At 62.8% G+C, this 13,607-nt stretch carries 12 protein-coding genes; 3 read left to right on the top strand and 9 right to left on the bottom strand.

Annotated elements, in window-relative coordinates; genetic code table 11:
* Positions 1 to 102 precede the first annotated feature (102 nt).
* The 4 genes from B4E36_RS20685 to B4E36_RS20670 form a co-directional block, all read right to left on the bottom strand.
* Positions 103 to 945 (bottom strand): transporter substrate-binding domain-containing protein, encoded by an 843-nt coding sequence (locus B4E36_RS20685; protein WP_292058939.1) that lies wholly within the window; start codon positions 943 to 945, stop codon positions 103 to 105.
* A gap of 66 nt (positions 946 to 1,011) precedes the next feature.
* Positions 1,012 to 2,517: an FAD-dependent oxidoreductase gene (locus tag B4E36_RS20680; RefSeq protein WP_292058940.1), complete on the bottom strand. Its 1,506-nt coding sequence runs from the start codon at positions 2,515 to 2,517 to the stop codon at positions 1,012 to 1,014.
* Positions 2,518 to 2,584: 67 nt separating this feature from the next.
* Positions 2,585 to 3,508 carry a LysR substrate-binding domain-containing protein gene (locus B4E36_RS20675; protein WP_292058941.1) on the bottom strand — a complete coding sequence of 308 codons (924 nt, stop codon included), beginning with the start codon at positions 3,506 to 3,508 and terminating at the stop codon, positions 2,585 to 2,587.
* Positions 3,505 to 4,443, bottom strand: a complete 939-nt coding sequence (locus tag B4E36_RS20670; protein WP_345900767.1) for a LysR substrate-binding domain-containing protein — start codon at positions 4,441 to 4,443, stop codon at positions 3,505 to 3,507. The genes B4E36_RS20675 and B4E36_RS20670 overlap by 4 nt, the downstream gene beginning before the upstream one ends.
* Before the next feature lie 109 nt (positions 4,444 to 4,552).
* Here B4E36_RS20670 and B4E36_RS20665 point away from each other — a divergent pair, with 109 nt between their 5' ends.
* Positions 4,553 to 5,254 (top strand): HAD-IA family hydrolase, encoded by a 702-nt coding sequence (locus B4E36_RS20665; RefSeq protein WP_292058944.1) that lies wholly within the window; start codon positions 4,553 to 4,555, stop codon positions 5,252 to 5,254.
* Entirely contained in the window at positions 5,254 to 6,552 is a 1,299-nt protein-coding gene (locus B4E36_RS20660) for an FAD-binding oxidoreductase (RefSeq protein ID WP_345900766.1), read from the top strand. Before B4E36_RS20665 ends, B4E36_RS20660 begins: the two co-directional genes overlap by 1 nt.
* A gap of 42 nt (positions 6,553 to 6,594) precedes the next feature.
* Here the strand turns inward: B4E36_RS20660 and B4E36_RS20655 are convergent, their stop codons facing one another.
* Entirely contained in the window at positions 6,595 to 6,738 is a 144-nt protein-coding gene (locus B4E36_RS20655; RefSeq protein ID WP_414673797.1) for a winged helix-turn-helix domain-containing protein, read from the bottom strand.
* Positions 6,739 to 7,035: 297 nt separating this feature from the next.
* On the opposite strand from B4E36_RS20655, the gene B4E36_RS20650 reads away from it, so the two are divergent.
* Positions 7,036 to 7,878 (top strand): MipA/OmpV family protein, encoded by an 843-nt coding sequence (locus tag B4E36_RS20650; protein ID WP_292058948.1) that lies wholly within the window; start codon positions 7,036 to 7,038, stop codon positions 7,876 to 7,878.
* On the opposite strand, the gene B4E36_RS20645 is transcribed toward B4E36_RS20650, so the two are convergent.
* The 4 genes from B4E36_RS20645 to B4E36_RS20630 form a co-directional block, all read right to left on the bottom strand.
* Positions 7,879 to 9,213: a sensor histidine kinase gene (locus B4E36_RS20645; RefSeq protein WP_292058950.1), complete on the bottom strand. Its 1,335-nt coding sequence runs from the start codon at positions 9,211 to 9,213 to the stop codon at positions 7,879 to 7,881. It lies immediately after the preceding gene.
* Positions 9,210 to 9,938 (bottom strand): response regulator, encoded by a 729-nt coding sequence (locus B4E36_RS20640; protein WP_292058952.1) that lies wholly within the window; start codon positions 9,936 to 9,938, stop codon positions 9,210 to 9,212. The genes B4E36_RS20645 and B4E36_RS20640 overlap by 4 nt, the downstream gene beginning before the upstream one ends.
* A gap of 98 nt (positions 9,939 to 10,036) precedes the next feature.
* A complete protein-coding gene (locus B4E36_RS20635; RefSeq protein ID WP_292058954.1) occupies positions 10,037 to 13,105 on the bottom strand; it encodes an efflux RND transporter permease subunit in 3,069 nt (1,022 codons plus the stop codon).
* Positions 13,106 to 13,607: efflux RND transporter periplasmic adaptor subunit (locus B4E36_RS20630; RefSeq protein ID WP_414673796.1), on the bottom strand; the 502-nt coding region annotated here is incomplete at its 5' end.

Genomic DNA, 13,607 nt, shown 5'->3' with positions numbered 1-13,607 from the left:
TGGAGCGCCGTGCATCCATTCGGATGCACAAAGGACGCTCTAACCTATTGAATCTACGCATCGTGCTTTCCGAAAATCGAGTCCGATTTCCGGGCCGATGCGCTAGTTTTCCAGGTAGCTGTCGTCGTATTGCAGTTCGTCGTGCATCTTCTGAATCCACGGCGACGGCTTGACATTCCACTTCTTCTCGAGCTCGATCAGGGTGCCGTCCTTGTGCCAGTTATAGGCCATGCCGGCCATGAAGGTCCCCCAGATGCCATCCATTTCCTCACGCGGAACGGCCGCGCCCCAGGGGTTGGAGAAGACGGTGTCGACCGGCATTTCGTAACCGTCCCACTCGCCGCTGGCGAGGTCGGCGGAAATCGAGGTGTCGTCATAGACCCAGGCCACGCACTTGCCGGAGCGGAGCGCCTGCTTGGCTTCGGTGTTGCCGGCGAACGCGATCACCTTTGCGCCGAACTCCGTCTCGGCGATCTTGTTGTAGAACACGCCCTGCTTGCCGCAGACCGGCTTGCCCTTGATGTCGTCCCAGGAGGAAATCACGCCTTCCTTGGCCATCAGGGTCGGGCCGGAGGTCCAGTAGGCCGGTTCGATAATGCCGACGATCTTGCGACGGTCGGGTCGGTCCGACATGGCGCCGATCAAGAGATCGACCTTCCCCTGCTGGAGAAACTCCATCCGGTTTGCGGAGGTGATCACGACGGGTTCGAGCGCAACGCCCATGTGGTCGGCTACGGTCTGGGCGAGATCGACCTCGATGCCCTGCAGCGAGCCATCGGGCGCCCGGAAGGCCCAGGGTTTGAAGGCGCCCTGAACACCGACCCGCAGCGTGCCGCGATCGAGCACTTCCTTGAAGCGGTCGTTCTGCGCGTCCTGGGAAAAGCTTGCGCTGGCGGATGCGGCGAGAACCGCGATAGTGCCTGCGATGATAGCCAGTTTTGTCATTTTCGAACTCCTCTGGTTGTTTTATCGTGGTTTGTGGACATTCTACACTTCCGGTATCTTCCGGATTTACTCCGGCGTCGCTGGGACGCCGAATTCCTTTGCCTGGCGGGCGAGAAACTGAAAGACCTCATTGTCCGTCCTGGTTGCGTCCCAGGACAAGTGAGGGGCGATTTCCTGTGCCGTCTGCATGGCGGCATCATGACCGACAAGCGATTTCCATGTCGCGCCGGTGCGTTTCGACAGAACGCCATTCAGGTCGAAGGCATGTTCGCGCGTTACCGCCTCAATGACCGGATCGACGCGCGTTTTCGCCGGGGCTTCCGCCTTGCGCGCCGAAAGGGTTGCATCGCGCGGCGCGCCGATACGCGCTCTTACCTGTTCGAGCATCAGCCGGCCGGCGCTGCGATGGCTCATCACGGGGCCGCCCGTCATGGCGAGCACGTTGTCGAACCCTTGCGGGCCGAGATCGTGGATGGTGCGGGCGCGCGCGCCCATAGGGTAGCGCGGATCGCTGGTCAGCGGGCGGACGCCGGCCCAGCATTGTTCGATATCGCCGCGTTTCAGATCGAGGCCGGGCAAGAGATGTCTGGCTTCGCCCAGCAGGAACTCGATATCCTCGTTATCCGCCTGGATATCGCGGGCGTCCCCTTCAAAAAGCGTTTCTGTGGGCCCGAAATAGAACCGGTCATCGCCCAGCGGCAGGCCGTAGAAGGGATGCCCGCCGCGATGCAGGGTGGCGATGCCGCGATCCCCAAAACCTTCGGGCAGGCGAATGATGATATGGGCGCCCTTGGTACCGCAGATCAGGCGCTTGCCGAAATCGCCGACCGCGTCGGACCAGGTGCCGGCCATGTTGAGAATACTGCGGGCGCGCACTACGCGGCCCCTGCCATCCTTCCGGCTCTCCAGCGCGATGCGCCAGAGGCCGTCGGTATCCTTGCCGAGGATTTCCGCGCGGGTTTGCAGACACAGTTCGGCGCCGTGCGCCTCGGCATCGAGCGCATTGTCGATGCAGAGCCGCTCCGGCGCGCCGAAGAGATATTCGCGGAAGCTGACCATGCCGGTGAGTTTGTCAGGCTCGCGGAGATGTTGGCCGATGGGGTGGTTTCGGGTCTCTCCGGCGTTTCGGACATGGCGGTCGAGCGGCGGATCCTTCGGGCCGATCAGGCCGAGAAGGCGCAGGCCCGCGCTGATCTGCCAGCGGGGAAAGGGGCCGTCGGTCCATGCCGGGAAGGAAAGTTCGATCGCACGGGTGTCGACCTCATCGTCGAGCGCAAGCTCGCGTCTCGCTTCCATGGCGTCGCGCGCCATCGAAAGCGCGGAGAAGAAGCGTTGCGGGTTGCCGACAAAGTCCCGGACCGGGTTCGCCGTTTCGAAATAGCGCAGCCCGCAATGAAGCATGCGGGAGGAGCGGCCGCTGGCGCCGGAGGCCAGATCGTCGGCCTCGGCAAGGAGCGTGGAATAACCCGCCCGGCTCAATTCCCTCAGCGATGCCGTGCCGTTGACGCCGCCGCCGATGACGACGACGTCAAAGCAATCCTCAGCGCTGCGGAGTTGAACGGCTTGTTCCATGCAGCCATGAAAGACGAAGGTTCAATAGAAGCAAAATGCAAAATTTGCCTTTCAATATGCGAAAAATTTATAACAGTGCGCCTTGGTTGCGCATATCGGCAAGCGCTTCGTCCCGCAATTGCTCGGCTTGGCCGATCAATTCGCCGGCAAGCGCCGTTGGCGCGCGGGTCTTCGGCTGCAACAGCGCAAACCGGCAGGGGATCTGTGGCAGGAACGGGCGGTAAACGACGTTGGGATGGCGCTGGGTCCAGGCCGTGAACGGATCGACGATGGCTATGCCCAGCCCGCGCTGGACCATCCTGCACATCGGCGAGGACATCGTGCATTCGATGATCTGCCGCGGCGCGATGCCGGCGCCCTGAATGACGTCGTCGAAGGTTCGCCGCGCCGATACCGTGGCCGTCCATGCGATCAGGTTCTGTCCGTGCATATCCTGCGCCCGGATCACCGCCTTCTCCGCCAGCGGATGGTCGACGGGCAGGGCCGCGACATAGTTGGAATCGGCGAAGATCTTCGTTTCGAAGCCGGACAGCAGGAACGGCGTTTCGGCCAGGCCGAAATCGACCTGTTGGGTTGCCACCCATTTCTCCACGCTCACCGACATGCGCACGTGAAGCACGACCCGGGCCTGCGGGCGCGTCCGGGAAAATCGCGCTATGACTTCCGGCATGAAGTCGAGCCCGAGCGCCGGCAGGCAGGCCGCGCCGACGCCGCCTTCCAGACCCTCTTCGAGACGCCGGCCAAAATTATCGAGCGAGGACAGCGAGACGAACAGCTTTTCCACTTCGTCGAGCAGCAGATGGGCCGCATGGGTGGGCACGACCTGGCCCTTGCGCCGCTCGAACAGTTTCACCCCCAGATTTTCCTCAAGCTTGTCGATCATCCGGCTGACGGCCGGCTGGCTGCGTCCAAGGATTTTCGCGGCTCCCGAAACGGTGCCCGCCCGCATGATCACCTGGAAAGCCTCGTATATGGCCGTGTTGACGTTCATGCCGCGTTTCCTGACTTGATGATGGAATCGAGATCGAGCTCAGGATGGCTTGCGCTGATGGCCGAAAGGTCGGCGTGGAGCTCCTGCAGCAGCCAGTCCGCCACCTCCGAAACGACGGGCGAGCGGCCTTCCTCCTGCCGCAGTTGCAGCCGGCATTCGCGTCCGGGCAGCATCACGGTCGAACTGGCCGGAACCAGGCGTCCCTGACCCATCCAGTGGGCGACGATGTTGAGCCAGCCCAGAGCCACGCCCTGGCCGACGAGCGCTGCCTGAACCACGACGGAATAGTCCGAAAATGTCAGCTTGTTGCGGTAGGGTTGACCGGAATCAAGCGGCGTCCATTGCGGGTCGCCCGGAATGTCGCTTTCGAGGAGGATCAGCGTCGCATCTTCCCGCGCCGTGTCGTCGTAATAGCCGGGTGCGCACACAGGCACATAAGCCTCCTGCATGACGAAGCGCCCCGGCGTCTTTCCCGGCGCGCCGTAACGCATGGCGATGTCGACGTCGCCAAGTTCACCGGTGACCGGGCCCGGGATGAGCTGGAAACGCAAATCGACATTGGGGAATGTCGACTGAAAACGGGTAATCCGCGGCATCAACCAGTGGGTGGTGAAGGCCGTCGAGACCGACAGCGTCACCTGCGTCTTTCCCGTTCGCCGCTCCTCGATTTCGTTCAATGCGCGCTCGATCTCGGAAAATGCCGAAATTACGGCGTTTCTGAGCAGCTTGCCGTTTTCGGTGAGCCGGACGCCGGGCTTCCCGCGCAGAAAAAGCTTGCTGCCGATATGGCTTTCCAGCGTGGCAAGCGCGCGGCTCACGGCAGGCTGGGTGATGTTGAGCTCGTTGGCCGCGCTGGTGAAATTTTCATAGCGAGCGGCTGCCTCGAAAATGAAGAGCGCGCTGGGCGAGGAAAGTTTTCGGCGAAGTCCTGTCATAACTCCAGATTATGGTATGCAGGAGAATTTCACAATTGCCCAAAATGACAAACTTGCCGCACTGTTCATCAAAATCTGAACTGAACGCAACCAGAAGAATGGGCTTTCAATGGACTTCTCCCGCTTCAAGCTTTTGACTTTCGACATCGTCGGAACCTGCATCGACTTCGAGAAGGGCGTGCTCGACGCCGTCCGTCGCATCGGCGGGGAGGCGACGGCAAATCTGTCCGACGACGATATCTTCAAGCCCTATCTCGACGGACGTCTCAGGCATTACGGCCGCAACAGCGAGGTCTTCTACGACGTGTACAAGTATGTCGCGGCCGAACTCGGCCTGGTCAATACCGAGGCCGCCGCCCGTGATTTTCAGCTCTCGGTTCTCGAATGGCCGGCCTTCGCCGATTCCGCCGAGGCCCTGGCCCGTTTGAGGACCAGGTTCCGCCTGGTTGCCATGACCAATGGCGACCGGACCTCGTTCACCGCCTATGACCATCGTCTCGGCTGGCCGTTCCACGATTCGGTCACCTATGACGACGCAAAGTGCGCCAAGCCCGATCCGCGGTTCTTCTCCCACAATCTGGGCCGTCAGTCCGCCTTTGGCTTCAAACAGGACGAGATCCTGCATGTGGCGCAGAGCCAGTACCACGATATCGGCGTCGCCCGTGAACTGGGTTACTCTGTGTGCTGGATCGAGCGCCGCTTCGATCAGGAAGGCTATGGCGGCACGCCGGTGCCGGACAAATTCACCAAGCCCGATTTCCATTTCCACAGCCTCGGCGAACTCGCCGACGCGGTATTCGGAACCAGATAATGCAACTGCCCTCGCTACCGGCATCGCTCTGGCGTCAGGACAGGTCGCTGCGGCCGCAGGATTTTCCCGCGCTCGGCAGCGACGTTTCCTGCGATGTGGCGATCATCGGCGGGGGCTATTGCGGTCTGCATGCCGCGCTCGCCTTTGCCGAAAAGGGCCTGAGCGTCGTGGTGCTGGAGGCCGGCTCGGTCGGTCTCGGCGGCAGCGGGCGCAATGGCGGCGTGGTTTCCGCCAAGTTCCGCCGCGGTTTCGCCGATCTTGCCGCCGCGCACGGGATGGATGTCGCGCGCCGGATGCACGCGATCGCCAATGCGAGCGTGGCCCACCTGATCGAGACGATCGAGCGTCACGCCATCGCCGATACCGGCTTTCGCCGCGTCGGCGCGCTCAAATGCGCCCATTCCGTCAAGGCTTTCGAACATGCGCGCCACGAGGCCGAGTGGCTGACGCGGAATTTGGGCGAGCGCGGCCTTCATGTTCTCGACCGGGCAGACGTGCGCGATGAGACGGGGTGCGACAGTTTCGTCGGCGGCGTGCTGCAGGACGGCGCGGGCACGATTCAGCCGCTCGCCTATCTGCAGGGCTTGTGGCGCGCGGCGGGCGCGTGGGGTGTGCAGGTCTATGCCGATACGCCGGCTCTGGACGTGGCCGAGACCGGCTCGGGCGTCGTCGTCTCGACTGCGGGCGCCAGGGTTATTGCCGGCCAGGCGGTCTTGGCCACCAATGCCTATTCGGGTCTGACGGGAGTTGATCGCGCGGTCGCCCGCAGCATCGTGCCCTTCCGCAGCGCCATGATCGCCACCGCGCGGCTGCCCGCCGATCTCGATGCGCGGCTTCTGAAGAACGAGCGCAGCTACACCGAGACCCGTCGCATGATGCGCTGGTTCCGTAAGGTCGAGGGGCGCATCGTCTTCGGCGGGCGCGGCGCGCTCGGCCATGTCGAGGCGCCGGCGGCCTTCAGCCGGCTCGAAAAGGCGATGCATCTGATCTTCCCGGAACTGCGTGGCATCGGCATCGACTATCGCTGGTCCGGTCACGTGGCGCTTTCATTCGACGGCCTGCCGATGGCGGGCATGCTGTCCCCGCGCATCGGCTATGCCGCTGGTTTCAACGGCGCCGGCGTCGCGATGTCGGGCTATGTCGGCGATCAACTCGCTAACATGATGATGAAACAGCCTCATGAACTGGCGCTGATCGCGCGCGGCTCGATTCCCAAAGTGCCGTTCTATCCGATGCGCTCGGCAGGCGTGCGCGGCGTGACCTTCTTCTACGAAATGATGGATGCCGCGGGTCTTTAGGCTGTCCCCGCGGCGGTGCTGGAAATTCGGAGCGTTTCCTGCTCACGCGTTGGACAAAGCCTCGACCGCTGCGTTGAACACATAGCCGTGGCCGCGCTCCGTCTTGATGAAGCGCGGGCTGGTCGGAGTCGGCTCGACCTTCCGTCGCAGTCTCAGGATCAGAACGTCGATCGTGCGATCAAAGATGTCGTCTGCGGCGCGGTGGGCGTGACGATTTCTCGAATGTGTGTCGAAATGTTACGGGCTTTTGCAGAGGCGGCATTATCGCGGTCATCGTCATATCGGCGTTTCCGCAAATCCCCTGACGCCTGTTTCAGCCTGCCTTGATGAGGCCCCGGCGCTGCCACATATGCGGCGCGCCCGTAATCTATCGCAACGAAAGAAAACACACGGCTGCGTGTTCACGGCCCAAGATGAAGCCGACCTCCAGGGTTGCGCCGGGTTCTCCGGTGCGTTGGTGTTTCATCGGAGCTTTCATTACTCATGGTAAAATTCAGACATTTCGCCGCGACGGCAGCCGGGCTGACGGGGTTCGTTTCCGTGGGCGCTGTCGCGCATCGAAGCCTTGCAGCGGATTTCGTCGTTGGCGATGACGCACCGCCGGCCATATCGGGACCGCCGCCGCTGGAGAAGGAGGCGTTCGAATCCCGTTGGGAAGTGATCGTCGGCGGTGGCGCCAGTTTCGAGCCTGCCTATGAGGGCGGCAAGAAAATGAAGATCAGTCCCATCCCCATCGTGTCGATCGGCTATGCCGACTGGCTTCAACTCGATCCCGGCGGCCTGGGCGTGACCCTCTACAAGGATGGCGGCTTCAATGTCGACGCCCGACTGGGTTACGAACCCGGACGTTCCGAAGGAGACGGCGACCTGCTGAAGGGTCTCGGCGATATCGATTTCGGCGTCACGGCCGGGATCAAGGCCGGTTACGAGTGGGATGCCTTCGAATTCTACGGCATCATCGACAAGACGATCGGCGGCAGTGAAGGGCTCGTTGGCAAGATCGGGACAAGTTATGGCTGGCATATGGGCGAGAGGCTCATTGTCGCGACCAGTCTCGAGGCGACGATCGCCGACAAGAATTACATGGACAGCTATTTCAGCGTCGACGCGGCCCAGTCCGCGGCTTCCGGCCTCCCGCAATACAAGGCCAAGGCTGGCCTGCAGCGCGTCGATTTCGATATTTCCGCGACCTATGCCTTCGATGAGAACTGGCTGTTGCAGGCTGGCGCCGGCGTTGGCCTGCTGGTCGGCGATGCCGCCAACAGTCCGATCGTGGAAAGGGAGCTGCAGCCGAAGGTCTCGCTCTCGCTCGGCTACCGGTTCTGATCACGCCGGAGTATCGCCGGAAAAACGCAAAACGACAACGAGCCCGTGCGGTTCGTTGTCGTGAAACGACATCGTGCCGCCGTGGTCACGGACGATGTCGTCGACGATTGACAGGCCAAGCCCGAAGCCAGTGGGTGAACCTCTTTCGCTGCGGGCGTCATCGAGCTTGAAGAAGGGTTCCAGAACACGCGCGCGCGCATCTTCGGGGATTCCGGGGCCGTTGTCGCTGATCGCTATCTCGAGACCCGAAGGCGTTTTTCTGAGCGCGACGGTGACCGCGGTGCCGAATTTCAGACCATTGTCGCAGAGATTGACGATGGCGCGCTGAAAGGCGTGCGGCTTGACGGTCCAGATCACGCGCGCCGGTCCGTCATAGGCAATGTCGGAGCCGAGATCGGAATAGTCCGCGACGATGGTTTCCAGCATGCTGGCGAGGTCGGTGCGTTCCGGTTGCTCGGTGTCCTTTTCATTGCGGATATAGTCCAGCGTCGCGTTGATCAGCATGTCGACCTTGCCGACATCCGCAACGATCTGGCCGCGCAGGGTTTCGTCTTCGATCCGCTCGCTGCGCAGGCGAATGCGCGTCAGCGGGGTTCTCAGATCGTGGCTGACGGCGCGCAGCATGCGGGTCTGGCCTTCCATCATTGCCCGGATGCGAAACTTGAGCTCATTGAGGACCCGAACCAGCTCGACGAACTCGCGGCTGCCCTGTTCCTTCAGCGGCGTGTCCTTGTGCAGGAAGGCCTTTGTCGAAGACAGTTCGCGCGAAAGGTCGCGGATCGGCGCCGTGATGGCCCGCACGCCGAAAATGGAAAACAGCGTCACAAGGGTCACGAAGGATAGAAAGTAGTAGGTGTAGCGCGAGGTGATATCGAATCCCGACGGTCTCGGAATATAGATGATCGCTTCGCCGTCCTGCCCGACCGTTGCGAGCAGCGCCGGCCGGCCCTCGAAATGAATGATCCTTGTTCCGGGCGCAAGGCTGTCGTCATATCTGGCCTGAAACAGCAAGGAGAGCATCAGGCTTATGAAGCCGGCGGATTCCTCCGCCTCCTCCAGGCTTTCGAAATTCGCCGCCTCGGCCATGAAAACGTCCATCCCCGTTAGCCTGGCGCTTTCAAGCAATGCGTCCCGTCGTTCTGGCGGTGTGTTCGACATCATCGCCGCCAGCAGTTCGACCTGCGCCACCACGGCATCGCTGTCGGTGCTGTAGTCCCTGTTCTCCAGACGTTCCAGCAATGCTCCGGCATTGACCACGACGGCAATCGCCACGATCACGAGCAGCACCATCTGCGCCCTGATCGTGGTCGGCAGGAAGCGCCTGAGCCGTCTCATTCGCGTTCCACCGCCGCGGTGAATACATAGCCGCCAAGGCGCACGGTCTGGAGAAGCTGCGGCTCCTTCGGGTCCTTCTCGATCTTCTGCCGCAGCCGGCTGATATGGACGTCGATACTGCGCTCGATCGGACCGGCAAGGCCCGAATGGGTGAGCATCAGCAGTTCCTCGCGCGAGATGACGCGGCCGGGATTCTGGCAGAAGGCGATCAGGATATCGAATTCGGTCGTCGTCAGCGACACCCGCGCATGGCTCGGATCGTGCAGTTGACGGCGCATCGGATCGAGCCGCCAGCCCTCGAAACGCAGCGCCGTCGGCGCATGATTGGCCTTGACGCCGTAGGCCGCCCGCCGCAGCAGACTGCGGATGCGGGCAATCACCTCGCGCGGGCTGAACGGTTTGGTGATGTAGTCATCGGCACCAACCTCCAGCCCGACGATGCGGTCGACCTCCTCGCCAAGCGCGGTCAGCAGGATGATCGGTATCGTGTTGCCGGCGCGAATGCTCCGGCACAGGCTGATGCCGTCTTCTCCCGGCAGCATGATATCGAGAATGACGAGGTCGAAGACCCGACGTCGCAGGAGCGCGTGCATGGCCGCACCGTCGCGCACATGCGTGGCATGCATGCCGTTCTGCCGGATGGTTTCCGCCAGAAGATCGGCGATTTCGGTATCGTCCTCGACAATCAGGATGTCTGCGGATCTATGGCTGTTGTTTCCGTTCAAGTTTTTCTCCGTAAACCGGCCGGAAGAGGCCGGCTGGCCGTATCGGGCGGCCGGTTTCTTCATGTTTGTGGGTTTCGCTGCAATTGTCCAGCCGCCGTTCAGCCTGCCGCCGGCGCTTCGTCACGCTCGGGCCTCAGAGCAAAAAGGCCGGAGAGCCGGTCACCGAAGCCGGAGATGATGAGATGCAGCGCCGGGACGACGACGAGCGAAAGCACGGTGGATGCGATCAGCCCGCCGATGACGGTGATCGCCATCGGCGCCCGGAACTCGCCGCCTTCGCCAAGCGCCAGCGCCGAGGGCACCATGCCCGCGACCATGGCCAGCGTGGTCATGATGATCGGCCGCACCCGCTCCGCGCAGGCTTCCATGGTAGCTTCCAGCCGGGAATGACCGGCGCGTTCCTTCTCGATGGCGAAGTCGACCAGCATGATCGCGTTCTTGGTGACGATCCCCATCAGCATCAGGATGCCGATGACGGCGGGAAGGGAAAGCGAACTTCCGGTGAGCATGAGCGCTCCCACCACGCCGATGATCGACAGCGGCAGTGAGGCGAGGATGGTGAAGGGCGAAAGGAAGCTGCCGAACAGCAGGACCAGAACGACCATCACAAGCATGACGCCGGCGCCCATGGCGATACCGAAACTTGAAATAACCTCACCCTCGGAATCGGAATCGCCGGTTGCCGAAATGCGCACGGTTGGCGGCAGTGCCTGCACGGCCGGCAGGCTCATAAGCCGGGAAAGCCCTTCGCCGGATGTCAGCCCCTCGGCGACATCGGCGCCGATGCTGACGCGGCGTTCGCGATCAAGCCGTTCGATGGAAGACAATGTCTCGCCGTGCTCGAAACGCACGATGCTGGAGAGCGGAACCTGCCCGCCGCCGGCGGTCGGAACGCCGATGAGGCCGAAGGTTTCGATATCGTTGCGGATGCGTTCGTCGAGCTGAAGCCGGATAGGGATCAGACGGCCATTGTCGGCGAATTGCGGCAGGTTGCCGCTGCTGTCTCCGACGGTTGAAATGCGGATGGTCTGCGCGATTGCGGCCGTCGATATGCCGAGCGATGCAGCCTTGTCGGACTGCACATCCATGCGCAGTTCCGGTCGCATGGCGGTTGCCTCCGATGTGGGATTGACGAAGGCGGGGTCAGCTTCCATGGCCGCGAGGATAACGGCGGCGGCTTCCTGTGCGGCATCGCCGTCATTGCTGAGGACGGCGAAGGAAACATCGCGGCCACCCCTGGCATTCAGGAACTGATAGCGGATGTCGGCGACACCCGAAAGCTCGTCCGCCAGGGCCGCCTCTATGGCAGACATGTGCGTGTCCCGTTCCGCGGCAGGGCCGAGGTCGAACATGACCGATGCGAAGCGGACGTCGCGGTCTCCGGTGGCGCTGGATCCGCCGCGAATGAAGATCGTCTCGACATTTTCGACATGTGCGAAACGGCGGCTGACATTCTCCGTGACGGCGCGGGTTTCGTTAAGCGATGCGCCCGGCGGCAATTCTATGGTGAGCGTCAGCTTTCCGGTGTCTTCCTCCGGCACGAAGGATGTCGGGATCGAGCCGAGCTGCATGACCGAAAGCCCGAAAAGACCGACCGCAACGCCCACCGTCAGCCAGCGATATCGAAGAACGAGGCGCAGGAAGCGCTGATAGGCAGCCGCGACAGCGCCGCTTTCGCCTTCTGTCGGGACTGTGCCCTTCAGGAAATAGGCCGACAGCATCGGCGTAATCAGCCGGGCGACCAGCAGCGAGAAGAATACCGCGATGGCGACGGTCAGTCCGAACTCGCGGAAATAGAGGCCCACTTCGCCGCTCATCAGCCCGACCGGTAGGAACACGGCGATGATGGTCGCGGAAATCGCGACGATGGCGAGCCCGATTTCATCGGAGGCTTCCAGCGCCGCCTGATAGGGCTTCTTGCCCATGGCGCGGTGGCGCGCGATATTCTCGATCGCCACGATGGCATCGTCGACAAGAATACCGGTGACCAGCGTGATCGCCAGAAGCGTCAGGATATTGAGCGAAAAGCCCAGAAGACCGATGACGAAAAAGGTCGGCACCACCGAAAGCGGCAGCGCCAGCGCGGCGATGATCGTGGCCCGCCAGTCCCTCAGAAACAGGAAGATGACGGCAACCGCCAGCGCCGCGCCTTCCAGCAGCGTGTGCATGGCGGCGACGTAATTGCCGCGGGTATAGCGCACGCCGTCATCCACCAGCGTCATGGTGATACCGGGCGTCGCCGCCGCGATCTCGTCGATCCTTGCGGCAACGGCGTCGGCTACGCCGGTTTCGCTGGCGCCACGGGTGCGCTCGACGGAAAAGGCGACAACTTCCGCGCCGCCGAGCAGTGCGAAGCTGCGGGGTTCGGCGTGGAGATCGCGGATATCGCCGAGGTTTCCGAGCGTGACCTGCCGTCCGTCATGGTAGGGAAGGCCGATTGCCGCGAGGTCTGCGACATCGTTCACCCTGGCGCGCGTGCTCAGCACCTGTTCGCGCCCGCCGAACGCGCTGCGGCCGCCCGAGACATCGACATGGTTGACCGCAAGGCTTTCCGTCACGGCGTTGGCCGTCAGCCCGTAGGCGCGCAGCCGGTCCGGTGCGAGCGAGACGAGGATTTCGCGGTCGACGCCGCCGATGCGGCTGATGCCGGCAAGCCCTGGCACGGATTGCAGCTCGCGCGCCAGCGTATCGTCGATGAACCAGGAAACCTCTTCGAGCGACATGTCGGTCGCCGAAACCGCGTAGATGGCGACCGGCTGCGCCTCCTCCTCAACGCGCTCGATGACCGGTTCGTCGATATCGGCCGGCAGGTCGGAGCGGATCCTCGACACCGCGCCGCGCACTTCCGAGACAGCCCTGTCGATATCGACCGTGCCGAGCACGAAATCGATCTCGGTGACGGATTCGCCATTGGTGACGGTCGAGGAAATCTTCTCGACATTGGCGAGCGATGCCAGCGCGTTTTCGACCGGCCTGGTGACCTCGGTCTCAAGCTCTTCGGGGGCGACCCCCGGCTGGCCGACGGTGACGCTGACGACAGGCGTGTCGATGGTCGGAAAATAGGTGATCGGCAGGCGCATGAAGCCGTAAACACCGATCACCATCAGCACGATGAAAAGCAGGATGGAGGCAAGCGGCGAGCGGATCGCCCAGGCGGACATGTTCATTTAACCGGCCCTCGACAGTCTGGAGGCTTCGTCCGGCGCGATGTTGCCGGAGCGTTCGTTTGGCAAGCGGTATTCGAAAAGCGCCGGCGTCACCCGCTCGCCGTCCTTCAGGAAACTGCCTGCCTTCAGCACAATTCGCTCACCGGGCGCGATGCCATCGATGACTTCGATAAGGTCGCCCTGCGTCAGCCCGGTCGTGACTTCACGTTTCGAGACGATGCCGTCTTCCACCACGGTGACGATGGTGGCGCCGTTTCCGGTAAAGCGGATCGCCGAGGCGGGCAGCAGGATGGCGCGGCGGGAAACGACGTCGATACGACCGCTGACAAAGGCGCCCGCGACCAGACCTTCCGGGTCGTCGAGCGCGATCCGCACGCGGCCCAGCCGGGTCGCCGCGTCGATCTGTGCGGCGCGATGCCGGACGCGACCCACGAGGGGCACATCGTTTCCTTCAATGCTGAAGCGAGCCGTCTGACCCGTGCGCACGCGGACAAAATCGGCT

This window comes from Martelella sp. UBA3392, from assembly GCF_002358775.1.
In the GTDB taxonomy this organism is placed as follows: Bacteria; Pseudomonadota; Alphaproteobacteria; order Rhizobiales; family Rhizobiaceae; genus Martelella; species Martelella mediterranea.
This window is presented reverse-complemented; position numbering and strand designations above follow the sequence as displayed.